The 24,933-nt window shown below is 45.8% G+C and carries 40 protein-coding genes; 36 read left to right on the forward strand and 4 right to left on the reverse strand.

Features of this window, described 5'->3' with window-relative positions; translation table 11 throughout:
• The 34 genes from rpsG to dsbD all read left to right on the forward strand — a co-directional run bounded on the left by rpsG (position 1) and on the right by dsbD (position 20,348).
• The gene (gene rpsG / locus ICN14_RS06800; protein WP_015420229.1) at positions 1 to 471 is read left to right on the forward strand and encodes a 30S ribosomal protein S7; all 471 of its coding nucleotides are present in this window, start codon (positions 1 to 3) and stop codon (positions 469 to 471) included.
• 27 nt (positions 472 to 498) lie between these two features.
• Positions 499 to 2,601, forward strand: a complete 2,103-nt coding sequence (gene fusA / locus ICN14_RS06805) for an elongation factor G (RefSeq protein WP_216225723.1) — start codon at positions 499 to 501, stop codon at positions 2,599 to 2,601.
• 50 nt (positions 2,602 to 2,651) lie between these two features.
• On the forward strand, positions 2,652 to 3,842 hold the full coding sequence (gene tuf / locus ICN14_RS06810; RefSeq protein ID WP_215308680.1) for an elongation factor Tu: 1,191 nt from the start codon (positions 2,652 to 2,654) through the stop codon (positions 3,840 to 3,842).
• 111 nt (positions 3,843 to 3,953) lie between these two features.
• On the forward strand, positions 3,954 to 4,265 hold the full coding sequence (gene rpsJ / locus ICN14_RS06815; RefSeq protein WP_011901899.1) for a 30S ribosomal protein S10: 312 nt from the start codon (positions 3,954 to 3,956) through the stop codon (positions 4,263 to 4,265).
• Between the two features lie 197 nt (positions 4,266 to 4,462).
• Positions 4,463 to 5,119 carry a 50S ribosomal protein L3 gene (rplC, locus tag ICN14_RS06820; protein ID WP_015420232.1) on the forward strand — a complete coding sequence of 219 codons (657 nt, stop codon included), beginning with the start codon at positions 4,463 to 4,465 and terminating at the stop codon, positions 5,117 to 5,119.
• Between the two features lie 11 nt (positions 5,120 to 5,130).
• A complete protein-coding gene (gene rplD, locus ICN14_RS06825) occupies positions 5,131 to 5,751 on the forward strand; it encodes a 50S ribosomal protein L4 (RefSeq protein ID WP_015420233.1) in 621 nt (206 codons plus the stop codon).
• Positions 5,748 to 6,062, forward strand: a complete 315-nt coding sequence (gene rplW, locus ICN14_RS06830; protein ID WP_076024545.1) for a 50S ribosomal protein L23 — start codon at positions 5,748 to 5,750, stop codon at positions 6,060 to 6,062. Before rplD ends, rplW begins: the two co-directional genes overlap by 4 nt.
• A gap of 2 nt (positions 6,063 to 6,064) precedes the next feature.
• Positions 6,065 to 6,895 (forward strand): 50S ribosomal protein L2, encoded by an 831-nt coding sequence (rplB, locus tag ICN14_RS06835; RefSeq protein ID WP_216225724.1) that lies wholly within the window; start codon positions 6,065 to 6,067, stop codon positions 6,893 to 6,895.
• 19 nt (positions 6,896 to 6,914) lie between these two features.
• The gene (gene rpsS / locus ICN14_RS06840) at positions 6,915 to 7,193 is read left to right on the forward strand and encodes a 30S ribosomal protein S19 (RefSeq protein ID WP_046329379.1); all 279 of its coding nucleotides are present in this window, start codon (positions 6,915 to 6,917) and stop codon (positions 7,191 to 7,193) included.
• Between the two features lie 7 nt (positions 7,194 to 7,200).
• A complete protein-coding gene (rplV, locus tag ICN14_RS06845; protein ID WP_205621309.1) occupies positions 7,201 to 7,533 on the forward strand; it encodes a 50S ribosomal protein L22 in 333 nt (110 codons plus the stop codon).
• Positions 7,534 to 7,541: 8 nt separating this feature from the next.
• Positions 7,542 to 8,363: a 30S ribosomal protein S3 gene (gene rpsC, locus ICN14_RS06850; RefSeq protein ID WP_216225725.1), complete on the forward strand. Its 822-nt coding sequence runs from the start codon at positions 7,542 to 7,544 to the stop codon at positions 8,361 to 8,363.
• A gap of 2 nt (positions 8,364 to 8,365) precedes the next feature.
• Entirely contained in the window at positions 8,366 to 8,779 is a 414-nt protein-coding gene (rplP, locus tag ICN14_RS06855; protein WP_088526677.1) for a 50S ribosomal protein L16, read from the forward strand.
• 14 nt (positions 8,780 to 8,793) lie between these two features.
• Positions 8,794 to 8,988 carry a 50S ribosomal protein L29 gene (rpmC, locus tag ICN14_RS06860; RefSeq protein WP_015420239.1) on the forward strand — a complete coding sequence of 65 codons (195 nt, stop codon included), beginning with the start codon at positions 8,794 to 8,796 and terminating at the stop codon, positions 8,986 to 8,988.
• Positions 8,989 to 9,000: 12 nt separating this feature from the next.
• A complete protein-coding gene (gene rpsQ, locus ICN14_RS06865) occupies positions 9,001 to 9,270 on the forward strand; it encodes a 30S ribosomal protein S17 (protein ID WP_076024550.1) in 270 nt (89 codons plus the stop codon).
• 186 nt (positions 9,271 to 9,456) lie between these two features.
• Positions 9,457 to 9,825, forward strand: coding sequence for a 50S ribosomal protein L14 (gene rplN / locus ICN14_RS06870; protein ID WP_015420241.1), 369 nt, complete (start codon positions 9,457 to 9,459; stop codon positions 9,823 to 9,825).
• A 9-nt stretch (positions 9,826 to 9,834) separates the two neighbouring features.
• Positions 9,835 to 10,143 (forward strand): 50S ribosomal protein L24, encoded by a 309-nt coding sequence (rplX, locus tag ICN14_RS06875; protein WP_011901911.1) that lies wholly within the window; start codon positions 9,835 to 9,837, stop codon positions 10,141 to 10,143.
• A 16-nt stretch (positions 10,144 to 10,159) separates the two neighbouring features.
• Positions 10,160 to 10,702, forward strand: a complete 543-nt coding sequence (gene rplE / locus ICN14_RS06880; protein WP_046329383.1) for a 50S ribosomal protein L5 — start codon at positions 10,160 to 10,162, stop codon at positions 10,700 to 10,702.
• A 9-nt stretch (positions 10,703 to 10,711) separates the two neighbouring features.
• On the forward strand, positions 10,712 to 11,017 hold the full coding sequence (gene rpsN, locus ICN14_RS06885) for a 30S ribosomal protein S14 (RefSeq protein ID WP_046329384.1): 306 nt from the start codon (positions 10,712 to 10,714) through the stop codon (positions 11,015 to 11,017).
• 24 nt (positions 11,018 to 11,041) lie between these two features.
• Positions 11,042 to 11,437, forward strand: a complete 396-nt coding sequence (gene rpsH, locus ICN14_RS06890; protein WP_015420245.1) for a 30S ribosomal protein S8 — start codon at positions 11,042 to 11,044, stop codon at positions 11,435 to 11,437.
• Between the two features lie 10 nt (positions 11,438 to 11,447).
• Positions 11,448 to 11,981 carry a 50S ribosomal protein L6 gene (rplF, locus tag ICN14_RS06895; RefSeq protein WP_216225726.1) on the forward strand — a complete coding sequence of 178 codons (534 nt, stop codon included), beginning with the start codon at positions 11,448 to 11,450 and terminating at the stop codon, positions 11,979 to 11,981.
• 13 nt (positions 11,982 to 11,994) lie between these two features.
• A complete protein-coding gene (rplR, locus tag ICN14_RS06900) occupies positions 11,995 to 12,348 on the forward strand; it encodes a 50S ribosomal protein L18 (RefSeq protein WP_215360615.1) in 354 nt (117 codons plus the stop codon).
• A gap of 18 nt (positions 12,349 to 12,366) precedes the next feature.
• Complete coding sequence (gene rpsE / locus ICN14_RS06905; RefSeq protein ID WP_100379470.1) at positions 12,367 to 12,885, forward strand: 30S ribosomal protein S5; 519 nt, start codon at positions 12,367 to 12,369, stop codon at positions 12,883 to 12,885.
• Positions 12,886 to 12,909: 24 nt separating this feature from the next.
• Positions 12,910 to 13,098, forward strand: a complete 189-nt coding sequence (rpmD, locus tag ICN14_RS06910) for a 50S ribosomal protein L30 (protein WP_046329387.1) — start codon at positions 12,910 to 12,912, stop codon at positions 13,096 to 13,098.
• Positions 13,099 to 13,125: 27 nt separating this feature from the next.
• Complete coding sequence (gene rplO / locus ICN14_RS06915) at positions 13,126 to 13,566, forward strand: 50S ribosomal protein L15 (RefSeq protein WP_215308693.1); 441 nt, start codon at positions 13,126 to 13,128, stop codon at positions 13,564 to 13,566.
• 17 nt (positions 13,567 to 13,583) lie between these two features.
• Positions 13,584 to 14,921, forward strand: coding sequence for a preprotein translocase subunit SecY (gene secY, locus ICN14_RS06920; RefSeq protein ID WP_216225727.1), 1,338 nt, complete (start codon positions 13,584 to 13,586; stop codon positions 14,919 to 14,921).
• Positions 14,922 to 14,925: 4 nt separating this feature from the next.
• A complete protein-coding gene (gene infA, locus ICN14_RS06925; protein ID WP_015420252.1) occupies positions 14,926 to 15,144 on the forward strand; it encodes a translation initiation factor IF-1 in 219 nt (72 codons plus the stop codon).
• A gap of 35 nt (positions 15,145 to 15,179) precedes the next feature.
• The gene (gene rpmJ, locus ICN14_RS06930; RefSeq protein WP_012357167.1) at positions 15,180 to 15,296 is read left to right on the forward strand and encodes a 50S ribosomal protein L36; all 117 of its coding nucleotides are present in this window, start codon (positions 15,180 to 15,182) and stop codon (positions 15,294 to 15,296) included.
• Positions 15,297 to 15,320: 24 nt separating this feature from the next.
• Positions 15,321 to 15,686 carry a 30S ribosomal protein S13 gene (gene rpsM / locus ICN14_RS06935; RefSeq protein WP_015420253.1) on the forward strand — a complete coding sequence of 122 codons (366 nt, stop codon included), beginning with the start codon at positions 15,321 to 15,323 and terminating at the stop codon, positions 15,684 to 15,686.
• Positions 15,687 to 15,704: 18 nt separating this feature from the next.
• Positions 15,705 to 16,112 (forward strand): 30S ribosomal protein S11, encoded by a 408-nt coding sequence (rpsK, locus tag ICN14_RS06940; RefSeq protein WP_216225728.1) that lies wholly within the window; start codon positions 15,705 to 15,707, stop codon positions 16,110 to 16,112.
• Positions 16,113 to 16,230: 118 nt separating this feature from the next.
• Positions 16,231 to 16,854 (forward strand): 30S ribosomal protein S4, encoded by a 624-nt coding sequence (rpsD, locus tag ICN14_RS06945; protein ID WP_216225729.1) that lies wholly within the window; start codon positions 16,231 to 16,233, stop codon positions 16,852 to 16,854.
• Positions 16,855 to 16,877: 23 nt separating this feature from the next.
• Positions 16,878 to 17,858, forward strand: coding sequence for a DNA-directed RNA polymerase subunit alpha (gene rpoA, locus ICN14_RS06950; RefSeq protein WP_015420255.1), 981 nt, complete (start codon positions 16,878 to 16,880; stop codon positions 17,856 to 17,858).
• 16 nt (positions 17,859 to 17,874) lie between these two features.
• Positions 17,875 to 18,267 (forward strand): 50S ribosomal protein L17, encoded by a 393-nt coding sequence (rplQ, locus tag ICN14_RS06955; RefSeq protein ID WP_015420256.1) that lies wholly within the window; start codon positions 17,875 to 17,877, stop codon positions 18,265 to 18,267.
• A 69-nt stretch (positions 18,268 to 18,336) separates the two neighbouring features.
• On the forward strand, positions 18,337 to 18,669 hold the full coding sequence (cutA, locus tag ICN14_RS06960) for a divalent-cation tolerance protein CutA (protein ID WP_216225730.1): 333 nt from the start codon (positions 18,337 to 18,339) through the stop codon (positions 18,667 to 18,669).
• A 5-nt stretch (positions 18,670 to 18,674) separates the two neighbouring features.
• A complete protein-coding gene (gene dsbD, locus ICN14_RS06965) occupies positions 18,675 to 20,348 on the forward strand; it encodes a protein-disulfide reductase DsbD (RefSeq protein ID WP_216225731.1) in 1,674 nt (557 codons plus the stop codon).
• A 50-nt stretch (positions 20,349 to 20,398) separates the two neighbouring features.
• On the opposite strand, the gene hemB is transcribed toward dsbD, so the two are convergent.
• Together hemB and yihA are read right to left on the reverse strand one after the other, a co-directional pair.
• Entirely contained in the window at positions 20,399 to 21,418 is a 1,020-nt protein-coding gene (gene hemB / locus ICN14_RS06970; protein WP_370624817.1) for a porphobilinogen synthase, read from the reverse strand.
• Positions 21,402 to 22,067 (reverse strand): ribosome biogenesis GTP-binding protein YihA/YsxC, encoded by a 666-nt coding sequence (yihA, locus tag ICN14_RS06975; protein WP_216225732.1) that lies wholly within the window; start codon positions 22,065 to 22,067, stop codon positions 21,402 to 21,404. The genes hemB and yihA overlap by 17 nt, the downstream gene beginning before the upstream one ends.
• A 114-nt stretch (positions 22,068 to 22,181) precedes the next feature.
• Here yihA and ICN14_RS06980 point away from each other — a divergent pair, with 114 nt between their 5' ends.
• Positions 22,182 to 22,916 (forward strand): cytochrome c, encoded by a 735-nt coding sequence (locus ICN14_RS06980; protein ID WP_216225733.1) that lies wholly within the window; start codon positions 22,182 to 22,184, stop codon positions 22,914 to 22,916.
• Positions 22,917 to 23,010: 94 nt separating this feature from the next.
• Here ICN14_RS06980 and lysA read toward each other — a convergent pair whose 3' ends face one another.
• Both lysA and ICN14_RS10435 read right to left on the reverse strand, forming a co-directional pair.
• The gene (gene lysA / locus ICN14_RS06985) at positions 23,011 to 24,309 is read right to left on the reverse strand and encodes a diaminopimelate decarboxylase (protein ID WP_216225734.1); all 1,299 of its coding nucleotides are present in this window, start codon (positions 24,307 to 24,309) and stop codon (positions 23,011 to 23,013) included.
• The gene (locus ICN14_RS10435; RefSeq protein WP_216225735.1) at positions 24,306 to 24,497 is read right to left on the reverse strand and encodes a lipoprotein; all 192 of its coding nucleotides are present in this window, start codon (positions 24,495 to 24,497) and stop codon (positions 24,306 to 24,308) included. The genes lysA and ICN14_RS10435 overlap by 4 nt, the downstream gene beginning before the upstream one ends.
• A 47-nt stretch (positions 24,498 to 24,544) precedes the next feature.
• On the opposite strand from ICN14_RS10435, the gene cyaY reads away from it, so the two are divergent.
• Entirely contained in the window at positions 24,545 to 24,928 is a 384-nt protein-coding gene (gene cyaY, locus ICN14_RS06995; RefSeq protein ID WP_216225736.1) for an iron donor protein CyaY, read from the forward strand.
• Positions 24,929 to 24,933 lie beyond the last annotated feature (5 nt).

Here is a 24,933-nt window from a genome sequence, read left to right on the forward strand (position 1 = left end):
ATGCCACGTCGTCGTGAAGTTCCCAAACGGGAAATCCTGCCTGATCCAAAATTCGGCAATGTAGAAGTAGCAAAATTCATGAACGTCCTAATGTTGGACGGCAAGAAATCGGTTGCAGAGCGTATCGTTTACGGTGCCTTTGATCACATCGAGAAAAAAGCAAACAAAGAGCCACTCGAAGTTTTCTCAACAGCTATGGGCAACGTTAAGCCAATGGTTGAGGTGAAGAGCCGTCGTGTTGGTGGTGCTAACTACCAGGTTCCTGTTGAAGTTCGACCATCACGCCGCTCCGCTTTGGCAATGCGCTGGGTGCGCGAAGCCGCTAAAAAGCGCGGTGAAAAATCAATGGCTCAACGTTTAGCCAACGAATTATTAGAAGCTGCAGAAGGTCGCGGCGGAGCAATGAAGAAGCGTGAAGAAGTTCACCGTATGGCAGAAGCTAACAAAGCTTTTTCACATTTCCGCTTCTAATCGCATAGCAAAGAAAAGGTACCAACAGTGGCACGTAAAACCCCTATCGACAGATACCGCAATATCGGTATCTCTGCGCATATTGACGCAGGTAAGACAACAACTACAGAACGCGTTTTGTTCTACACCGGTGTTAATCACAAAATTGGTGAAGTACATGATGGCGCTGCAACCATGGACTGGATGGAGCAAGAGCAAGAGCGTGGTATCACGATTACTTCTGCTGCTACTACAACGTTCTGGAAGGGCATGGCTGGTAATTTCCCAGAGCACCGCATCAATATTATTGATACCCCAGGACACGTAGACTTCACCATTGAAGTTGAGCGTTCAATGCGCGTTTTGGATGGTGCTTGCATGGTTTACTGTGCAGTAGGTGGTGTACAGCCACAATCTGAAACTGTTTGGCGTCAAGCTAACAAGTATCAAGTTCCGCGTTTAGCATTCGTAAACAAGATGGACCGTACTGGTGCGAACTTCTTCAAGGTCTATGACCAGATGAAATTGCGCCTTAAGGCAAACCCTATCTTGATCCAAATTCCTATCGGCGCTGAAGAAAACTTCAAAGGCGTTGTAGATTTGGTAAAGATGAAGGCCATCTATTGGGATGAGGCCTCACAAGGCACTAAGTTTACGTACGAAGATATTCCTGCTGAATTGCAAGCCTCCGCTGAAGAGTGGCGTGAGAAGTTGCTTGAAGCGGCTGCTGAAAGCTCAGAAGAGTTGATGGAAAAGTATCTCGGCGGTGAAGCATTGACCGAAGAAGAAATCAAAACAGCATTGCGTCAACGCACAATCGCGAATGAAATTATTCCTATGATGTGTGGAACAGCCTTCAAAAACAAAGGCGTTCAGGCAATGTTGGATGCAGTGGTTGAATTGCTCCCATCACCATTAGATGTCCCACCAGTTCCTTGTGAATTGGAAGACGGTACACCAACAACACGTAGAGCCTCTGATGATGAGAAATTCTCAGCATTGGCATTTAAGATCATGACCGACCCATTTGTTGGCCAGCTCATCTTCTTCCGTGTTTACTCAGGTGTAATGAAATCTGGCGACACGATCTACAACCCAATCAAGGGTAAGAAAGAGCGTGTTGGTCGTTTGTTGCAGATGCATGCAAACGAACGTGAAGAAATCAAAGAAGTATTTGCAGGTGATATCGCAGCTGCGGTTGGTCTAAAAGACGCAACTACTGGCGAAACATTGTGTGATCCAGATGGCATCGTTATTTTGGAGCGCATGGTATTCCCAGAGCCAGTGATTTCACAAGCAGTTGAGCCAAAGACAAAGCCAGACCAAGAAAAAATGGGTCTTGCCTTGAATCGTTTGGCGCAAGAAGATCCATCTTTCCGCGTAAAGACAGACGAAGAATCTGGCCAAACAATTATTTCCGGTATGGGCGAGCTCCATTTGGAAATTTTGGTTGACCGTATGCGTCGCGAGTTTGGTGTTGAGGCAACTGTTGGTAAGCCACAAGTTGCTTATCGCGAAACTATTCGCAAGGTTTGCGAAGAAGTTGAAGGTAAATTTGTTAAGCAGTCTGGTGGTCGTGGTCAATACGGACACGTTGTGCTCAAGCTTGAGCCACAAGAGCCAGGCAAAGGTTTCGAATTCGTTGACGCTATTAAGGGCGGTGTAGTTCCACGTGAATACATCCCTGCAGTAGAAAAAGGAATTATCGAAACATTGAACTCCGGTATTTTGGCTGGCTATCCAGTTGTAGATATCAAAGCAACATTGTTCTTTGGTTCATACCATGACGTTGACTCCAACGAAAACGCATTTAAGATGGCGGGCTCGATGGCATTCAAAGACGGTATGCGCAAAGCATCACCAGTGTTGTTAGAACCAATGATGGCTGTTGAAGTTGAAACACCAGAAGATTTCATGGGTAACGTAATGGGTGACCTCTCATCACGTCGCGGTATTTTGCAAGGTATGGATGACATTCCAGGGGGCGGCAAGATCGTTCGCGCTGAAGTGCCATTGGCAGAGATGTTTGGTTACTCAACTGGCTTGCGCTCGTTGACCCAAGGTCGCGCTACCTACACCATGGAATTTAAGCATTATTCCGAAGCACCTAAGAACGTTGCTGAAGCAGTTATGGCTGCTAAAGCGAAGTAATTTATCCACATTATTTTGAATATTGACTAGCTAAGAAGGCAGACAAAAAAATGGCAAAAGAAAAGTTTGAGCGGACAAAACCGCACGTAAACGTTGGCACAATCGGTCACGTTGACCACGGTAAAACCACATTGACAGCAGCTATTGCAACCGTGCTTTCAAAAGCATTCGGTGGCGAAGCAAAAGCATACGATCAGATCGATGCTGCTCCAGAAGAAAAAGCACGCGGTATTACTATTAATACAGCACACGTTGAGTATGAGACAGCGAATCGTCACTACGCTCACGTTGATTGCCCAGGACATGCTGACTACGTTAAGAACATGATTACTGGCGCTGCTCAGATGGACGGCGCTATTTTGGTTTGCTCTGCAGCTGACGGCCCAATGCCACAAACTCGTGAGCACATCCTCTTGGCACGCCAAGTTGGTGTTCCATACATCATCGTATTTTTGAACAAGTGCGACATGGTTGATGACGCTGAGTTGTTAGAGCTCGTAGAAATGGAAGTTCGTGAGCTTCTATCTAAGTACGACTTCCCAGGCGATGACACACCAATCGTTCAAGGTTCTGCTAAGTTAGCTCTTGAAGGCGACGAAGGCCCATTGGGTAAAGAAGCCATCATGAAATTGGCTGAAGCATTAGATACCTATATCCCAACTCCAGAGCGTGCTGTTGACGGTGCGTTCTTGATGCCAGTAGAGGACGTGTTCTCTATCTCCGGTCGCGGTACTGTTGTTACAGGCCGTATCGAGCGCGGTATCGTTAAAGTTGGTGAAGAGATTGAAATTATCGGTATCAAGCCAACACTCAAGACAACTTGTACTGGTGTTGAAATGTTCCGCAAATTGCTCGACCAAGGTCAAGCAGGCGATAACGTTGGTATCTTGTTACGCGGTACAAAGCGTGAAGAAGTTGAGCGCGGCCAAGTATTGGCTAAGCCAGGTTCAATCACCCCACACACTCACTTTACAGCCGAGGTTTACATCTTGGGTAAAGATGAAGGTGGTCGTCATACTCCATTCTTTAACAACTATCGTCCACAGTTCTACTTCCGCACAACGGACGTAACTGGTTCAATCGAGTTGCCAAAAGACAAAGAAATGGTTATGCCTGGTGATAACGTCACAATTACCGTAAAACTCATCGCTCCTATCGCGATGGAAGAAGGTTTACGTTTTGCGATCCGTGAAGGTGGCCGTACTGTTGGCGCCGGCGTGGTTGCAAAGATTTTGGCTTAATAGCAGTAAAAATATTTAGCGGTTTGCTAACCGGTGACGTCCGTGCTGCGGATGTCACCGAGCTCTTTAGAAATATAACGTGGCAGCACCACAACGCTCTTTGGAATTAATATGCAAAACCAAAAAATTCGTATTCGTCTTAAAGCATTTGATTACCGTTTGATCGACCAGTCTGCAGCTGAAATCGTTGATACAGCTAAGCGCACTGGTGCAGTTGTTAAGGGTCCAGTACCTTTGCCAACACGTATCGAGCGCTTTGACATTCTGCGTTCACCACACGTAAATAAGACTTCACGTGACCAGTTAGAGATTCGTACCCATCTGCGTTTGATGGATATTGTTGATCCTACAGAGAAAACTGTGGATGCCTTGATGAAATTAGACCTCCCAGCAGGTGTGGACGTCGAAATTAAGTTGCAGTAATTCAGTATTTCCAGTCTTAGCGCTTGCCAAGACTGGCCTTTCGGGATAGAATCTAAGGCTTCGCTCAATTATTTGGGCGATTATTCAGGTTTTATCAGCATTAAAAACGTTGTAACTTATTGATTTAGAAGTACTTTTACTTGTAAATCACTTAAATTAATTTTGCCGACCAATCGAAGTCGGCGTGGAGCATGAATATGAGCTTAGGCTTAATCGGTCGCAAGATCGGCATGACCCGTCTATTTACGGACGAAGGGGAAGCAATTCCTGTCACCGTAATTGACGTGAGCGACAACAGAATCGCTCAAATCAAGACCCAGGCAACTGATGGCTATGATGCTATCCAGTTGGCACATGGCACACGTAGAGCTACTCGCGTTACCAAAGCAATGGCTGGTCACTTCGCTAAAGCGGGTGTGATGGCTGGTAACGGTCTCAACGAATTTCAATTAGATGCTGCAAAAATCGCAGAAATGACACCAGGACAAGTAATTCCTGCTGACACTGCATTTGCTGCTGGCCAAAAAGTGGATGTACAAGGTGTAACGATTGGTAAAGGCTACGCCGGTACCATCAAGCGCCATCACTTCGCTTCAGGTCGCGCGTCACACGGTAACTCACGTTCACACAACGTGCCAGGTTCTATCGGTATGGCGCAAGATCCAGGTCGTGTTTTCCCAGGTAAGCGCATGACAGGCCACCTTGGTGACGAGACACGCACTGTACAAAATTTAGTCATCGCACGCATTGATGCAGAACGCAATCTCATCATGGTTAAAGGCGCTATTCCAGGTGCCCCAGGCGGTAAAGTTATTGTTACTCCAGCGGTGAAGACACCGTTGAAGAAGAAATAAGGAGAGCGAATATGGAACTTAAGCTTCTCCAAGACAACGGAACTTTAGGCGCAGGCGTTCAAGCCTCACCAGAAGTATTCGAGCGCGAATATAACGAAGCATTGGTACACCAAGTTGTTGTGGCTTACCAAGCAAATGCACGTAGCGGTAACCGTGCACAAAAAGACCGTGAGCAAGTTAAGCACACAACCAAAAAACCTTGGCGTCAAAAAGGTACTGGTCGTGCACGTGCTGGTATGAGCTCTTCCCCGCTGTGGCGTGGAGGTGGTCGTATATTCCCGAATTCACCTGAAGAAAATTTCAGCCAAAAAGTAAACAAGAAAATGTACCGCGCTGGTATGAGATCTATTTTGTCTCAGTTAGCACGCGAAGGTCGTTTGAATGTTGTTGACCAATTTAATCTTGATGCTCCAAAGACTAAAGTTTTAGCTGACAAAGTTAAAGCAATGGGATTGGATTCAGTCTTGATCATCGTTGATCAGGTTAGCGAGAATTTGTACTTGGCATCACGCAACTTGCATAAGGTTGCTGTATGTGAGCCACAGCACGCTGATCCATTAGCTTTAGTTCAATACAAAAAAGTATTGGTAAGCAAAGCAGCGATCGCAAAAATTGAGGAGTTGCTGAAATGAGCCAAGTCCGTAAAAACGATCACAGCTTGATGAAGGTTCTGCTTGGACCGGTTATCTCTGAAAAAGCCACTATGGTTGCAGAGAAAAACGAACAAGTGGTATTCCAAGTTACACGCGACGCTAATAAGAGCGATGTGAAACAAGCAGTTGAGTTGCTCTTTAAAGTGCAAGTTGACTCTGTTCAAATCGTGAATCAAAAGGGTAAGCCAAAGCGCTATGGCCGTTTTGAAGGTCGTCGTGACCATACTAAGAAGGCCTACGTTAGCTTGAAGCCAGGTCAAGAAATTAACTTTGAAGCGGAGGCGAATTAATCATGCCTTTGATGAAGACAAAACCGACCTCACCAGGTCGTCGCTCAATGGTCAAGGTGGTAAATCCTGACCTGCATAAAGGTAAACCTTTTGCAGCGTTGGTAGAGCCACAGTTCCAAAAAGCAGGTCGTAACAATAATGGTCACATCACTACCCGTCATAAAGGTGGTGGTCATAAGCATCACTATCGTGTTGTTGATTTCAAACGCAACGATAAAGATGGTATTTCAGCAAAAGTTGAACGCTTGGAATACGATCCAAACCGCAGTGCAAACATTGCATTGATCGTGTTTGCCGATGGTGAGCGTCGCTATATTCTTGCTGCAAAAGGCATGACTGTTGGCCAGGCATTGATGAGTGGCTCAGAAGCCCCAATCAAGTCTGGTAACAACTTGCCAATTCGCAACATTCCAGTTGGTAGCACGATTCACTGTGTAGAAATGTTGCCAGGTAAAGGTGCTCAAATCGCACGTTCCGCCGGCGGCTCTGCAGTGTTATTGGCTCGTGAAGGTGTATACGCTCAGGTGCGCTTGCGCTCAGGTGAAGTACGTCGTATTTTGATCGATTGCCGTGCCACTATTGGTGAAGTTGGTAATGAAGAGCACAGCTTGCGCGTTATCGGTAAAGCTGGTGCAAATCGCTGGCGTGGTATTCGCCCAACCGTTCGCGGTGTGGCAATGAACCCAGTAGATCACCCACACGGTGGTGGTGAAGGTAGAACTGGCGAAGGCCGCGTACCTGTCTCCCCATGGGGCACACCAACTAAAGGTTATCGTACACGTCGCAATAAGCGTACAACTTCGATGATCGTTCAACGTCGTCAAAAACGTTAAGCGATAAGGATAAATAGATATGACACGTTCAGCTAAAAAAGGCCCATTTTGCGAAGCCAGCTTAGTAAATAAAGTTGAAGTCGCACAAGCCAACAAAGACAAAAAGCCGATCAAAACTTGGTCACGCCGTTCAACAATCCTCCCAGACTTTATTGGTCTGACGATTGCTGTACATAACGGTCGTCAACACGTTCCGGTATATGTATCAGAAAACATGGTGGGTCATAAGTTAGGCGAATTTGCCTTGACCCGTACTTTCAAAGGTCACGCTGCTGACAAGAAAGTAACGAAGAAGTAAGGGGATGATGATGGAAGTTAAAGCTATTCACAAAGGCGCCCGCATTTCTGCGCAAAAGACACGTTTGGTCGCTGACCAGATCCGTGGTTTGCCAATTGCACGCGCATTGAACATTTTGAATTTCAGCCCCAAAAAAGCTGCCTTCATTGTGAAGAAAGTTGTTGAGTCCGCAATGGCCAACGCTGAACACAATAAGGGTGCTGATATTGATGAGCTCAAGGTTTCAACAATTATTGTTGATAAGGGTACTTCCTTGAAGCGCTTCACAGCACGTGCTAAGGGTCGCGGTAATCAAATCGAAAAACAAACATGTCACATCACCGTGACCTTGAGTAACTAAGGAAAGATATGGGACAAAAGATAAACCCAACCGGATTCCGACTCTCGGTAACGAAGAACTGGACATCAAAGTGGTATGCAAACAATACTGATTTTGCGAAGATGTTGAAAGAGGACGTAGATGTCCGCATCTATCTCAAGAAGAAGTTGAAGAATGCATCCGTAAGTAAAGTGATTATTGAGCGTCCTGCAAAGAACGCACGCATCACTATTTACAGCTCACGCCCAGGTGTCGTGATCGGTAAAAAAGGTGAAGATATTGAAGTTCTCCGTCGCGAACTCCAGAAGCGTATGGGCGTTCCTGTCCACGTGAACATCGAAGAAATTCGTAAGCCTGAAGTTGATGCGCAATTGATTGCTGACTCTATTACTCAGCAGTTAGAGAAGCGCATCATGTTCCGTCGTGCAATGAAGCGTGCAATGCAAAATGCAATGCGCCTTGGTGCACAAGGAATCAAGATCATGTCTTCTGGTCGTTTGAACGGTGCTGAAATTGCACGTCGCGAATGGTACCGTGAAGGTCGTGTTCCACTTCATACATTGAAGGCTGATATTGATTACGCGACTTCAGAAGCTGAAACAACATACGGCATCATCGGTGTAAAAGTTTGGGTTTACAAAGGCGATACATTAGGCCGCGGTGCAGATGCTCCAGCAGTAACAGCAGAGCCAGCAGCTGAAGAGAAAAAGCCACGTCGCGCACCAGCTAAAACAACCGCACGCAAACCAGCAGCTGACAGCAAGCCATTAGTTGCTGCTAAGCCAGCAGTAAAGCGTGCACCGAAAGCCGTTGAAGCCACAAGTGCTGAAGCGCAGAAGTCAGGAGAGTAAGCATGCTACAACCAAAGCGTCGTAAGTATCGCAAGGAACAAAAGGGACGTAACACTGGCGTGGCAACACGCGGTAGTTCAGTAGCCTTTGGTGACTTTGGATTGAAAGCTATTGGCCGTGGTCGTTTGACTGCACGTCAGATTGAATCTGCACGTCGCGCAATGACCCGTCACATTAAGCGTGGTGGTCGTATCTGGATTCGTATTTTCCCAGATAAGCCAATTTCACAAAAGCCAGCTGAAGTACGTATGGGTAACGGTAAAGGTAATCCAGAGTACTACGTAGCAGAAATTCAACCAGGCAAGATTTTGTACGAGATGGATGGTGTGGATGAGACTTTGGCGCGCGAAGCTTTCAAGCTTGCTGCTGCTAAGTTGCCACTGCAAACCACTTTCGTGATTCGCCACCTAGGTTGATCGGGATAGAGATTATGAAAAAGACAGAATTAGCATCCAAAGATCTGGTTGCCTTGAACGCAGAATTAACAGAGCTCTTGAAGACTAGCTTCAAACTCCGTATGCAAAAGGGTACTCAGCAACTCACAAATACCAGCCAATTGGGTAAAACTAAGCGTGAAATTGCTCGCGTAAAGACTTTTATTACCCAAAAAACTGCACAGAAATAAGGAAAAAGGGATATGACAGAATTATCTAAACCCTTGCGCCGCACCCTCGTGGGTCGTGTCGTTAGCGACAAAATGCAAAAAACTGTGACTGTGCTAGTTGAGCGCCAAGTTAAGCATGCGCTTTATGGCAAATATGTTGGACAGTCCAAAAAATACCATGCTCATGATGAAGCTGGTCAATACAAGATGGGTGATACCGTTGAAATTGCTGAATCTAAGCCAATTTCACGCACTAAATCTTGGGTTGTGACCCGTTTAGTTCAAGAGTCCAAGGGTATTTAAAGAAATATTAGGGATTTTGGCGAACTTTCTTGCCAAATCCCTGTTTTGCGTAGTATGATAGAAGGCTTCTCTGGTTATATTGAGAGAAGCAGTGTTTTTTCATTAATTCCGGGTTTTAACTCTCGTTAAAGCCCATAGACGGAACCAAGACTGTTTGCCTTTGGCTAACAAGTTGGGGATTAAAAAATGATTCAGACCGAAAGTAGATTACAGGTCGCCGATAACACAGGCGCCAGTGAAGTTTTGTGCATCAAGGTATTGGGCGGCTCTAAGCGTCGTTACGCCAGTATCGGTGATGTCATTAAAGTGACTGTAAAGTCCGCTGCTCCACGTGGCCGTGTAAAAAAAGGTGATATTTATAACGCCGTAGTAGTGAGAACTGCTAAGGGTGTACGCCGTCCAGACGGCTCATTGATTAAGTTCGATGGAAACGCTGCGGTATTGCTCAACGCTAAGTTAGAGCCAATCGGCACACGTATCTTTGGACCAGTTACGCGCGAATTGCGTACTGAGAAGTTCATGAAGATCGTTTCTCTCGCCCCCGAAGTTATTTAAGAGGCTGATATGAAAAAGATTCGTAAAGGTGATTCAGTAGTTCTGTTGACTGGCCGCGATAAGGGCAAGCAAGGAACTGTTACAGCCGTTCTCGAGAACAAATTAGTGATCGAAGGCGTAAATATTTACAAAAAGAGCGTTAAGCCAAATCCAGCAGCCGGTGTTACTGGCGGCATGATTGACAAGACGATGCCTGTTCACATTTCTAATGTGGCTGTGGTTGACGGTAACGGCAAACCATCACGTGTTGGTATCAAACTCGTTGATGGTAAAAAGCAGCGTTTCCTCAAAACCACTGGCGCAACTTTAAGCGCATAAGGGGCACGGAGAAATTATGAGCACACGTTTTCAAGAACACTATCAAGCTAAAGTTGTTGCTGATTTGATCGCCAAATTTGGTTACAAGTCAGTAATGGAAGTTCCACGTATCACTAAGGTAACCCTGAACATGGGCTTAGGCGATGCAGTGAACGACAAGAAGATTATCGAAAATGCAGTTGGTGATTTGACTAAAGTAGCAGGTCAAAAGCCAGTTGTGACAAAAGCGAAAAAAGCGATTGCTGGTTTCAAAATTCGTCAAGGCTACCCAATCGGTGCCATGGTGACATTGCGTGGTGCACGCATGTACGAATTCTTGGATCGTTTCGTGACTGTTGCATTGCCACGCGTACGTGACTTCCGCGGAATTTCCGGCAAGGCATTTGACGGCCGTGGTAACTACAACATTGGCGTTAAAGAGCAAATCATTTTCCCAGAAATCGAATACGACAAAATTGATGCCCTCCGTGGTCTCAATATCAGTATTACGACGACCGCTAAGACTGACGAAGAAGCAAAAGCTTTGTTAGCAGCGTTCAAATTCCCTTTCCGCAATTAAGAGGCTAACGTGGCAAAACTATCCCTAATTGAGCGCGAGAATAAGCGCACAAAAACTGTAGAGAAGTACGCTGTAAAGCGTGCTGAACTCAAGGCAATCATTGCTGATCAATCACGCAGCGATGAAGAGCGCTATGAAGCTCGCTTGAAGCTACAGGCACTTCCACGTAACGCAAGCCCGATTCGTCAAAGAAATCGTTGTTCATTAACCGGTCGTCCGCGCGGTGTATTCAGTAAGTTTGGTTTAGCGCGTAGCAAAATTCGTGAAATCGCCTTTCGTGGCGAAATCCCCGGTTTAACCAAGGCCAGCTGGTAAGCGGCGAAAGAATTAGGAGAACTCATGAGTATCAGCGATCCAATCGCCGACATGTTGACAAGGATCCGCAATGCGCAAGCAGTGCAGAAACCCGTAGTCTTGATGCCGTCGTCAAAAGTTAAAGTAGCTATTGCAAAAGTCTTGCAGGATGAAGGTTATATCGATAGTTTTGAAATCAAAGGTGAAGCAGCTAAGCCAGTGCTACACATTGAACTCAAATACTACGCAGGCCGCCCTGTTATTGAGCGTATTGACCGTGTTTCTACACCAAGTCTACGCATCTACAAAGGACGCCACGACATTCCTGAAGTGATGAATGGCTTGGGCATTGCAATTATTTCAACCCCACAAGGCGTAATGACAGACCGCAAAGCACGTGCAAACGGCGTTGGTGGCGAAGTTATTTGCTACGTCGCGTAAGGAGAGAAATATGTCCCGCGTTGGTAAATCACCTATTGCAGTCCCTAAGGGCGCTGAAATCAGCATTAACGGTGCAAACATTACTGTTAAAGGCCCATTAGGAACTTTGACACATAACTTGCATCCTTCTGTTGGTTTGAAACAAGAAGATGGCGTATTGACAGTTGTTTTAAATAACGACACACCAGAAGCTGGTGCACAGTCCGGTACAGCCCGTGCTTTAGTAAACAACATGGTTGTTGGCGTAACTACTGGCTTTGAGCGCAAGCTCAGCTTGGTAGGCGTTGGTTACCGTGCTGCTGCTCAAGGCGAAACATTGAAGTTGCAGTTAGGTTTCTCACACGACATTATTTACAACCTGCCAAAGGGTGTAAAAGCTGAGACTCCAACTCAAACTGAAATCATTATTAAAGGTTCCAACAAGCAGCAAGTTGGCCAGGTTGCTGCTGAAGTTCGCGCATACCGTTCACCAGAGCCATACAAAGGCAAGGGTGTTCGCTACGTGGATGAGGTTGTGCACCTGAAAGAAACTAAGAAGAAGTAAGCGAGATTAAAAAATGAATAAAGACGAATCCAGACAAAGACGCGCTAGGCAGACTCGTATTCGCATTGCCGAAGCATTGGCAAATCGCTTAACAGTTATCCGTAGCAATACACATATTTCTGCACAGGTATATAGCCCATGTGGAACCAAAGTTGTAGCAGCTGCTTCAACAATGGAAAAAGATTTGCGCCAAGCGATCAAGAACGGCGGCAACGCTGAAGCTGCAAAACAAATCGGCAAGTTAGTTGCTGAGCGTGCTGTTAAGGCAGGCGTTGTTGATGTTGCGTTTGATCGTTCCGGTCATCGTTACCACGGCCGTATTAAGGCCTTAGCTGAAGCTGCGCGTGAAGCCGGCCTGAAGTTCTAATAGGGTTTAGGAAAAAACATGGCAAAAATGCAAAACAAGATGCAAAACGAAGAGCGTGATGACGGTCTTCGCGAGAAGATGATTGCTGTTAATCGTGTAACTAAAGTGGTTAAGGGTGGTCGTATTCTCGGCTTCGCTGCACTCACAGTAGTTGGCGATGGCGATGGTCGTATCGGCATGGGTAAAGGCAAGTCAAAAGAAGTTCCAGTTGCTGTTCAAAAGGCAATGGACGAAGCACGTCGCAAGATGATCAAAGTTTCCTTACGTAAAGGTACTTTGCAACATACTGTGATTGGTAAGCATGGCGCATCACGCGTGATGATTTCCCCGGCTAAAGACGGTACTGGCGTTATCGCTGGTGGCCCAATGCGCGCAATTTTCGATGTAATGGGTGTAACTAACGTTGTTGCTAAGTCACTTGGCTCAACAAACCCTTACAACATGGTTCGTGCAACGATTGATGGCTTGAGCAAGATGAGCACTCCTTCTGAAATTGCTGCTAAGCGCGGTAAGTCAGTTGAAGAGATTCTCGGCTAAGACCAAAAGATTAGGAATCTATAAATGACAACAACTAACTCTAAAGTCAAACTGCAATTAGTACGCAGCTTGATCGGCACACGCGAAAGCCACCGTGCAACCGTTCGCGGCTTAGGCCTGCGTCGCATCAATTCTGTTTCAGAATTGGAAGACACACCAGCTGTTCGCGGAATGATTAATAAAGTTTCTTATCTAGTTAAAGTCGTTGGCTAATAACTAGCAAGTAAATAGGCGAAGAATATGCAACTCAATACACTCAAACCCGCACCGGGCTCCAACAAAAATCGTCGTCGCGTAGGTCGCGGTATCGGTTCTGGTCTTGGAAAAACAGCTGGTCGTGGTCACAAAGGTCAGAAGTCACGTTCAGGCGGATTCCACAAAGTTGGATTCGAGGGCGGTCAGATGCCAATGTATCGTCGTTTGCCAAAACGCGGTTTCGTGTCATTGACACGTCGTCACGTTGGTCAAATCACTTTGAATGACTTAGCAAAAATTAACTTGCCAGAAGTAGACTTATTAGTTTTGAGAGCTCATGGTTTTGCTGGTGAGCAGATCAATTCAGTAAAAGTCATTAAAACTGGTGAATTGTCGATTGCTGTAACCCTCAAGGGTATTACTGCAACTGCTGGTGCAAAAGCCGCTATTGAAGCAGCTGGCGGCAAATTGGTTGACTTGGTTTAATTAGTTTTTAGTAAACGATGGCACTCGCACCTACCAACACAGCAAATATTGCTCAATCAGGAAGCAAGTTTGGCGAATTACGCCAACGCTTGATATTCCTGGTTTTGGCATTGCTCGTGTTCCGTTTGGGCGCACATATTCCTGTTCCAGGTATTGATCCTGACCAATTAGCTCAATTGTTCTCAGGTCAAAAAGATGGCATCTTGGGTATGTTCAACCTGTTCTCAGGTGGTGCTTTATCTCGCTTCACAGTTTTTGCTTTAGGAATCATGCCGTACATCTCTGCGTCGATCATCATGCAGTTAATGACGATTGTTGTTCCTTCTTTAGAGTCTTTGAAAAAAGAAGGCCAAGCAGGACAACGCAAGATTACTCAGTACACACGTTATGGCACTGTATTCTTGGCAACATTCCAGGCTTTAGGTATTTCAGTTGCATTGCAAGCTCAACCAGGTTTGGTTATTAATCCAGGTTTGATGTTTGAATTGAACACAGTAGTAACTTTAGTTACTGGCACGATGTTCCTGATGTGGATAGGCGAGCAGATTACTGAGCGTGGTCTTGGTAACGGTATCTCCATTATTATTTTCGGCGGCATTGTTTCTGGCTTGCCAACTGCAATCGGTAGCTTGCTTGAATTGGTTCGTACCGGTTCCATGAATATCCTGTCTGCATTGCTGATCGTAGTCATTTGTATTGCAGTGACTTATTTTGTAGTGTTTGTTGAGCGTGGTCAGCGCCGTATCTTGGTGAACTACGCGAAGCGTCAAGTTGGTAACAAGGTATACGGTGGTCAGTCTTCATACTTCCCATTGAAGTTGAACATGGCTGGTGTTATCCCTCCAATCTTTGCTTCATCCATTATTTTGTTTCCTGCAACGATTGCTGGCTGGTTTACATCAGGTGAACCAACCAATATGTTCAGCAGAATCATTAAAGACTTAGCGGCAACATTAGCCCCAGGTCAACCGGTGTACACAATTTTGTATGCCGCTGCGATTATTTTCTTCTGCTTCTTCTATACAGCTTTGGTATTCAATAGCCGTGAGACTGCAGATAACTTGAAGAAGAGCGGTGCTTTTGTTCCAGGTATTCGTCCTGGCGATCAAACTGGTCGTTATATCGATAAGATCTTGGTTCGTTTGACATTAGCTGGTGCAATTTATATGGTTTTGGTTTGCTTGTTGCCAGAATTCTTAGTGTTGAAGTACAACGTTCCATTCTATTTTGGCGGTACTTCATTGTTGATTATTGTCGTTGTTGCAATGGATTTCATGGCTCAAGTTCAGTCATTCGTAATGCAACAACAATATGGTTCTTTGATGAAAAAAGCTAACTTTAAGATGGGCGCTTAACTGAATGTCTAAAGACGATGTAATTCAGATGGCGGGAGAAATTATTGAGAATTTGCCGAACGCAATGTTTCGCGTGAAGCTAGAGAACGGACATGTGGTTCTAGGGCACATTTCTGGGAAGATGAGGATGCATTACATCCGCATATTGCCAGGAGATAAGGTGACGGTGGAGATGACTCCTTACGACCTTACGCGCGCAAGAATCATTTTCCGAGCGAAGTAAAGATTAAGTAGTACATATTTTTTTAGAGGTGAGTTATGAAAGTTTTGGCATCCGTTAAGTGTATTTGCAGAAATTGCAAGATCATTAAGCGCAAACGCGTTGTGCGCGTGATCTGTTCTTCAGACGCACGTCATAAGCAGCGTCAAGGCTGATCTGGTTAATTAAGAGGAAATCTCATGGCACGTATCGCTGGGGTAAATATCCCAAATCATCAACATACTGTTATCGGTTTAACAGCAATTTTTGGCATTGGCACAACTCGTGCTCGCAAAATTTGTGAAACCACAGGTGTTGCTATCGACAAAAAAGTTAAAGATCTTACTGACGGTGACTTGGAAAAGTTGCGTGATGAAGTAGGTAAGTTCATCACTGAAGGTGACCTTCGTCGTGAAGTAACGATGAGCATCAAACGTTTGATGGACCTTGGCTGCTATCGTGGCGTTCGCCATCGTAAGGGCTTGCCTGTACGTGGTCAACGTACCAAGACTAACGCGCGCACCCGCAAGGGCCCACGTAAGTCTGGCGTGCAACTCAAGAAATAATCAAGAAAGTTTATTGACATGGCAAAACAACAATCCGCTTCCGCAGCTTCACAGCGCGCTCGCAAGAAGGTTAAAAAGAACGTTGCTGACGGTATTGCACACGTTCACGCTTCTTTTAATAACACCATTATTACGATCACTGATCGCCAAGGTAATGCGCTTTCATGGGCAACATCTGGTGGCCAGGGTTTCAAGGGCTCACGTAAATCAACACCTTTTGCTGCTCAGGTAGCTGCAGAAGTTGCTGGTAAGTCAGCAATTGAATGCGGTATCAAGAATTTGGAAGTTCAGATCAAAGGCCCAGGCCCAGGTCGTGAATCAGCAGTTCGTGCATTGAACTCATTGGGCATCAAGATCACTGAGATTCAAGACGTAACTCCAGTTCCGCATAATGGTTGCCGTCCTCCTAAGCGCCGTCGTATTTAAGCTTGGATGTTGGCAGTACAACAGTTTTAGTAGTTTTTTATTAAAGCCCACCGTTCATCTGAATTAAAGGGTGAACTCACCGTCGGTCGTAAGACTGCGGCAAAGAAAGGAAAGCATCGTGGCACGTTACTTAGGGCCTAAGGCCAAATTAGCCCGTCGGGAAGGTACCGACTTATTTTTAAAGAGCGCACGTCGCGCCCTGTCAGACAAGTGCAAGTTAGATACTAAGCCTGGTCAACATGGCCGCACATCTGGCTCAAGAACATCTGATTACGGTAATCAATTGCGTGAAAAGCAAAAGGTTAAGCGTATGTATGGAATTTTAGAGCGTCAGTTCCGTCGTTACTTCGCAGAAGCTGAGCGTCGTAAGGGCAATACTGGCTCAACATTGCTCCAGTTGTTGGAATCACGCCTTGATAACGTTGTTTATCGCATGGGCTTTGGTTCTACTCGTGCTGAAGCGCGTCAATTGGTTTCTCATTGCGCAATTTTGCTCAATGGCAGCCCAGTAAATATCCCATCTATTCAGGTTAAACCTGGTGATGTAGTTGCTATTCGTGAAAAAGCGAAGAAGCAAGCGCGTATTACAGAGTCACTTAATTTGGTTGGACAAATGACACCTGTTACTTGGGTTTCAGTTGACGCAACTAAGCTAGAGGGAACATTTAAGCAAGTGCCTGACCGTGAAGATATTAGCGGCGAAATTAATGAAAGTTTGATCGTCGAATTGTATTCACGCTAATTCAGCACTCTCAAGGAAAAAATATGCAAACAAATTTGCTCAAGCCAAAAATTATTTCTGTTGAAGCGCTTACCGCCAACCAAGCTAAGGTTGTTATGGAGCCGTTCGAGCGTGGCTATGGCCACACACTCGGCAATGCATTACGTCGTGTTTTGTTGTCCTCGATGGTTGGTTATGCGCCAACTGAAGTAGCAATTGCTGGTGTTGTTCATGAATACTCCACATTAGATGGCGTTCAAGAGGATGTAGTTAACCTTTTGTTGAACCTCAAAGGTATCGTATTTAAGTTGCAGTCACGTGATGAAGTTACTATCAATTTGCGTAAAGAAGGCCCAGGCGTTGTTACTGCAAAAGATATCGATTTGCCACATGATGTAGAAATCATTAATCCTGATCACGTTATTGCTCACTTGTCAGCTGGTGGCAAGTTGGATATGCAGATCAAGGTTGAAAAAGGCCGTGGCTATGTACCAGGCAATATGCGTCAATACCATGACGAAGCTACCAAGATCATTGGTCGCATCGTATTGGATGCCTCATTTAGCCCAGTAAGCCGTGTTAGTTATGCTGTTGAGTCTGCTCGTGTTGAGCAACGTACCGACCTCGATCGTCTAGTAATGACAATCGAAACAAATGGTGTGTTGTCTCCTGAAGAGGCGATTCGTCAAGCTGCTACCATTTTGGTTGACCAGTTAGTTGTATTCGCAGCCCTCGAAAGCAGCGAAGTTTCTGGTGATCTCGCACCAAGCCGCTCTTCAATGGTTGATCCAATGTTGATGCGTCCGGTTGATGATCTCGAACTCACAGTTCGCTCTGCAAACTGCTTGAAGGCTGAGAACATTTACTACATCGGTGACTTGATTCAACGTACAGAGAATGAATTGTTGAAGACGCCTAATTTAGGTCGTAAGTCTTTGAATGAAATCAAGGATGTATTGGCGGCTCGTGGCTTAAGTCTTGGCATGAAACTCGAAAGCTGGCCTCCAGCTAACCTCGAGAAATAATTAGAAAGGAAGCATCATGCGTCACGGAAACGGCTTACGCAAACTAAACAGAACATCATCACATCGCTTGGCGATGCTGCGCAACATGTCCAATTCTCTTTTGGAGCACGAAGTGATTAAAACCACTTTGCCAAAAGCAAAAGAATTGCGCATGGTTGTTGAGCCTTTAATTACCTTGGGTAAAAAAGATAACTTAGCAAACCGTCGCTTAGCATTCAATCGCACACGCGATCGCGATATCGTGACCAAACTCTTCACAGAGCTCGGCCCACGTTACGCAACTCGTCCAGGCGGCTACCTTCGTATTTTGAAGTTTGGCTTCCGTCATGGTGACAATGCGCCTATGGCTTTGGTTGAGTTAGTTGATCGCCCAGAAGTTGAAGAAACAGCAGTAGCTGAAGAGGCTTAAGCTCCTTTAGCAAGATTAAAAGCCAGGCTTCGGTCTGGCTTTTTTCATTTATACGGTTATAAATACAACATGACCACAGACCAACCTGTCGAACTATTAATTATTGTCACCAGCTTTGCATCCCTTGAAGATGCAAAGAAAATGGCGCATCAGTTGATTGAATGCCGTCTGGCTGCCTGCGTGCAAATTCAGGAGGGTATGCATTCCATCTATCGATGGGAAGGTAAGATTTGCGAGGGAAATGAAGTCCTGTTGTCAGCAAAGACGGTTGAAGATAAATGGGTAGATATTTCTAATTTCATCAAAAGTCATCACCCTTATGATTTACCAGAGTTGATTGCGTATGCACCTACAAAATATGAATCGCTGTATGGCAAGTGGGTGCAGGCCGAGGTAAAGTGAACACCATGAGATTGTTAAATAAATTCATCCCGGTGTTAGCTGCATTCCTATTTTTTGTTGGTAATGCATTTGCAGCCCCAGAATTTCTTCCTCCTGAGAAAGCCTTTCAGGCTGAAGCAACATGGGCAGTCAATACGAATGACATTGAGTTGGAGATTTTTCCAGCTAAGGGTTATTACATCTATCAAGAATCGCTACATTTCAAGATGGGCTCCCAGCCCAGTAAATTAGGGCTTGTAAAGGCATCACTCCCTGCCGGGATTGAAAAGTATGACGAGACTTTTCAGAAGAAAATGCAGGTTTATAAGCAGGCGTTTTTGCTTACCCTAGATAAAAAAGCAGAAGCAGGAAAGCCGCTTTACTTAGAGTTGGAATTACAGGGCTGCGCTGAAGCGGGAATTTGTTATCCACCAATGACCCTGAAGTTTCTACTTGCAGGACCTGGAGTAAAAGCCGCCCCAATTCCAGAAGTATTGGATGGAGTGGAGGTGGGTAATACCCCCAAAAAAGAATTGAGCCTCATGGATGTATGGCGTGAGCGCGATGACGTTAATGCGATTAGCCGCTTCTTAGAAAGTACGCCAACTGGATATCTTTTCCTGGCCTTCTTTATTCTGGGGTTGGCACTAGCATTCACTCCCTGCGTATTGCCGATGCTGCCTATCCTGTCGAGTATTGTGTTTGGAACGCAGGGTAAGCAGACCATCAGTAAGGGTCGTGCAAGCCTCTTGGCGGCGGCCTATGTGCTTGGAATGGCTTGTGTCTATGCCTTGGCAGGAGTCTTGATGGCAGCCTTAGGTGGAAGCGTCCAAAGGGCTCTACAGAGCCCTATAGCGCTGATTGCGTTTGCATTGCTGCTACTGGCCTTATCAGGCAGTTTATTTGGCCTATATGAGCTCAGAATGCCCCAATCATGGCAGCAAAAAGTGGATCAATTAGCAGGGCGCCATAAAGGTGGCAGTTTTGCGGGCGCCTTTGCTCTAGGCGGAATTTCAACATTGGTAGCGAGTCCTTGTATTACCGCCCCATTGGCCGGAGTACTCGCTTTTATTGCGCAAACAGGCTCAATGAGTTTGGGGGCGGGGCTTCTCTTTGTAATGGCTTTGGGTATGGGCTTGCCACTCCTCTTTATTGCCATTGAAGCGCGCATCCTCATTCCATCAACTGGCATTTGGATGATTTGGTTGCAAAGAACCCTCGGAGTATTGTTAGTGGCTACTGCAGCATGGATTGCTTCACCGCTATTTCAGAATGGCAGCAGCGGGGCGACGACTAGCGTTGCCAATGGTCAGCGCCAACATCAAATTGGAAGTGCGAGTTTTGCTGTGATTGAATCTAGCGCGCAGTTAGATCAATTCTTAGCTCAAGCGAAAGAGCAGAAGAAATTAGTGCTCTTGGATTTTTATGCAGACTGGTGCATTTCTTGCAAGGAGATGGAAGTCAATACTTTCGCAAATCCTGAAGTGAATCAAGAGCTGCAGAAATTTATTTTGATACAAGCTGATGTGACAAAGAATAGTCCCGAGAATCAGGCTTTACTAAAACGCTTTGGATTATTTGGCCCACCCGGAATTTTGATCTTTGATCTCAACTCAGAAGAGTTAAAAGATCAGCGTGTAATTGGCTATATGCCACCACAGCGTTTTGCTGAGCGCTTAAAAAAAGTACTGGCAAATTAAATTAATTGAGACTGAATAAGTTTTTTACTTATTCAGTCTTCACCATCAAACTATTTGCTTGCTTTAATAAGGCGAGCAGCCTCGAGCGCAAAGTAAGTCAAGATGCCATCTGCGCCAGCACGTTTAAATGCGAGTAAAGACTCCATCATCACGGCGTCATGATCTAGCCAACCATTTTGCGCGGCAGCTTTGAGCATGGCGTACTCACCACTTACCTGATAGGCATAGGTCGGGTAATTAAATTCATCACGGACTCTGCGTACGATATCTAGGTAAGGCATGCCAGGTTTGACCATGACCATGTCAGCACCTTCGCTGATATCGAGAGCAACCTCCCGCAAAGCCTCATCAGTATTGGCGCAATCCATTTGATAGGTTTTCTTATCAGCCTTACCTAAATTTTTTGCTGAACCAACTGCATCACGAAATGGGCCATAAAATGCCGATGCGTACTTGGCTGAGTAGGCCATGATGCGAGTATGAATAAGCTTCTTCTGCTCGAGCGCTTCACGAATTTTTCCGATACGGCCATCCATCATGTCTGATGGTGCAACGATATCAACGCCAGCTTGCGCTTGAGCAACAGCTTGTTGCACCAAGATTGCCGTGGTCTCATCATTCAGAATGCGACCTTGCTCATCTAAGACACCATCTTGTCCATGGCTTGTATAGGGGTCAAGAGCAACATCCGTCATGATGCCCAAATTAGGAAAGCGTTTCTTGAGCTCACGCACTGCGGTCGGAATTAATCCATTGGGATTAAAAGCTTCTTTACCATCAGGTGTTTTAAGGGATGCATCAATCACCGGAAAGAGCGCCATCACAGGAATGCCTAATGCAACGCATTCTTCGGCTACGCTGAAAAGTAAATCGAGAGATACACGATTAACTCCCGGCATGGAAGCAACGGCTTGAGATTGATTGCTGCCTTCGAGCAGAAAGACTGGATAGATTAAATCGCCGGCGCTGACTTGGTTCTCTTGCATCAGGCGGCGTGACCAATCATCGCGACGCATGCGACGCGGACGATGCGCCGGAAAGTTCAATAAAGAGTTAGCTTGTGATTTCATCTTCTTGAGTCTCTGCTTCAAATAACCATTTAATAACAATATTGTCGGCCTCTTCAAGGCCAATGCGCTTCGTGCTTGAAAATAATTGTGCCGTAAGTTGCTTGGACTCGCCATTGCCGTCAGGCAGTGCCGGATCGTATTGCTGCAATTGTTTGCGAACCGCTTCTAAAACATGCTTACATTCACTTTTATTGAGCTTGTCGCACTTGCTCAGCAAAAGATGGATTGGTTTACCGGTCGGCACAAACCATTGAATCATTTGCTCATCCAGCTCGGTGATACCGCGCCTGGAGTCGACAATCAGGACCATGCCTACCAGTTGCTCCCGCTCCTGCAGATAATCGCTTAGAAGGGCATTCCAGTGGTATTTAGTCTCATGATTGACGGCTGCATAGCCATATCCAGGTAAATCCACTAGATAGGCTAAAAGATCATCTTTTGCAAAAAGGCCAAAATAGTTAATGTGTTGGGTACGTCCTGGCGTTTTACTGGCAAAGGCGAGGCGTTTTTGGTTGCAAAGCACGTTAATTGCGCTAGATTTGCCCGCATTTGAGCGCCCAGCAAAGGCCACCTCTCGGAGTGGAGTGGCAGGCAGGCAATGGGTGTCATTGACTGTGGTCGCGAATCGGGCTTGAAAGAGTTTAGACATGTGCAGAAGCTATTGTAAAATCACGCAAAATCATGAAATATCTCATGGTGTTGGGTAAAAGGTTGTAAAAGTAGGGCCCAAACACTTTTAGGAATTTTTGCCAAGGTAAACATAATGCGTCAAACCTCTCAAATCTCCAAATTAACTAGCGTAAGCGCTAGCCTAGCCGCTGGCTTATTGCTGGCAATGACCAGCTTCTCCGGCGTGGTTAGTGCCGCAGATCCTGCGCCTGCTGCTGCCCCTATGGCGGAAGCGGCTGCTAAGCCAGTTGTTCCAGGTAAGCCTAAGGTTGATCCTGCTGCCGGTGAAGCGCTTTACTCTAACGGCGATGCAAGCCGTGGTGTAACGGCATGTATTACTTGCCACGGGCCTAAGGGTCAAAGCGCAATAGCCACTTGGCCTAAGCTGTCTGCGCAGCATGCAGCCTATACCGCCAAGCAGCTCAAGAATTTCAAAGAAGGTACTCGTGCCAATCCAATCATGATGGGAATGGCTGCTGCCTTAACCGATCAAGATATGAACAATATTGCCGCTTACTTGGTGAGTCAGCCAGTTTCACAGGGCGTAGCTCAAAATAAAGACACGATTGCATTAGGTCAAAGTATCTACCGTGGCGGTATCGCTGCTAAAGGTGTTCCAGCATGTGCAGCATGTCATGGTCCAACTGGTGCCGGTATCCCATCACAGTACCCACGCATGGGTGGCCAGTGGGCTGACTACAACACAGCGCAGTTGTTAGCGTTCCGTGAAGGCACTCGTAAAAATAGCACTCAGATGACAACCATCGCTACTAAGCTTTCTGATCAAGAAATGAAAGCTGTTGCTGATTACATGGCGGGCTTGCATTAATAGTTACGTTCAGTACAAAACAAAAACCCCGCTACTTCAGCGGGGTTTTTTATTGCCTAGAAACTTACCAAGCTAAATACATTGTGAGTCTAATTTAGTTTGGCAGGGTAGTTTCACCAGCAAAGAGATCGGCAACATTTTCACGCGCACGAATGACATACGCATTCTTACCGTCAACCATAATCTCAGCAGGTTTTGGTCTGGTGTTGTAGTTGGAAGCCATTACAAAACCATAAGCACCGGCAGATAGAATGGCGAGTAGATCACCTTCTTCCACTGCAAGCGTGCGGTCTCTTCCGAGCCAGTCACCAGATTCGCATACAGGCCCAACGATGTCATAAGTAGAGCTTGCAACTTGTTTAGTTTGGACTGGAACGATGCCGTGATAAGCCTCGTAGAGGGCTGGACGCATCAACTCCGTCATTGCTGCATCCACAATGCAAAAGTTTTTTTCAGCACCGGGCTTGAGATATTCCACTTTGGTCAAAAGCACGCCAGCATTGCCCACAAGGGATCTGCCGGGCTCTAAGACGATATCGAGATGCGCAAAGCCACGCTCAGCAACACGGTTAAGTAAGGTATTAGTGAACTCGGTAATATCCGGTGGGTTGTCATCGCCATACGAAATACCAAGGCCGCCACCTAAATCGAGATGATGAATCTCAATACCTTCTTTTTTCAATTGAGCAACTAACTCGAGCACCTTATCAAGCGCATCAAGGTAGGGGGCAGTTGTAGTAATTTGTGAGCCAATATGATAATCAATACCCACCACATCAATTTGTGAAAGCAATGCAGCTTCACGATATGTCTTTAGAACCTCGTGATAAGCAATACCGAATTTATTTCCCTTCAATCCAGTAGAGATATAGGGATGTGTTTGTGCATCAACATCAGGATTCACACGCAAAGAAATGGGGGCGCGGCAATTGAGCTTTGTAGCTACACGATTAATTTGATGCAGCTCTGCAATCGATTCCACATTGATGCATTTAACGCCAGCCTCTAATGCCTGCGCAATTTCAGGGGCAGATTTGCCAACACCTGCAAATACCAAACTTTTTGGATCTGCGCCAACTGCCAGGGCGCGAGCTAATTCACCGCCGCTGACTAAATCAAAGCCAGAGCCTAATTTTTTAAAGCAATCGATCACTGCTAAATTGCTATTGGCCTTCATTGCATAGTGCACGCGAGCACGTCTTTTGCCGGAAGAATCTACACAAGCTTTGTCATAGGCTTGATAAGCTTCAGTCAACGCTTTTTTGCTATAGACATATAAAGGCGTGCCAAATTCTTTTGCCAAATCTAACAAAGGAATTTCTTCTGCATACCAATTGCCGTTGCGTTCTGTAAATCCAGCTAGTTCAGGGAGTGGAATTGCTTTACTTGTCATTGCTTGGCCGGTGATGAGTTAGTTGCAGCGGGGCTTTGGGGCGGATAGAGCTTGCCTTTGGGTTCTGGCTCAGAGGGAGGACTAGGCGCCGGTGGCACATTTGGCAAATACAAGGGCCCCCTAACCCCACACCCAACAAGGGATATTAGAAGGCTAATGCCAAGAGTTCTTTTAAGAATCGCTATCATGAATGTCTCTAAAACGAATGATTGAATATAGCATGCAGGACTCTAATATGAAGCCAGGCAATTTGACTGCGGAAACCATTGACGATAAGCAATTTCATCAATTGGGCAGCAATTTATTACAGTCGATAGAGGTGGCCCTAGAGGCCGCAGACGATACGCTAGATTTAGATCTGGATGTAGAGCGCCAGGGCGGAAACGTGATCAATATTCGATTTAGGGATCGCAGCGTAATTGTGGTCAATACACAACCACCTTTACATGAAATCTGGGTAGCAGCTAAATCTGGCGGTTATCACTATCGCTGGGCTGGAACTTTAGCTGCGCCCCTATGGTTAGATACCAAAACAGGACGCGAGCTTCTCGCTGATTTATCTGAATTTGCTAGCGCCCAGGCTGGTCAGGCAATCACTATTAGCCTACTTCAGAAATAAGCAAG

It is taken from the genome of Polynucleobacter sp. MG-27-Goln-C1 (assembly GCF_018881905.1).
Classification (GTDB): domain Bacteria; phylum Pseudomonadota; class Gammaproteobacteria; order Burkholderiales; family Burkholderiaceae; genus Polynucleobacter.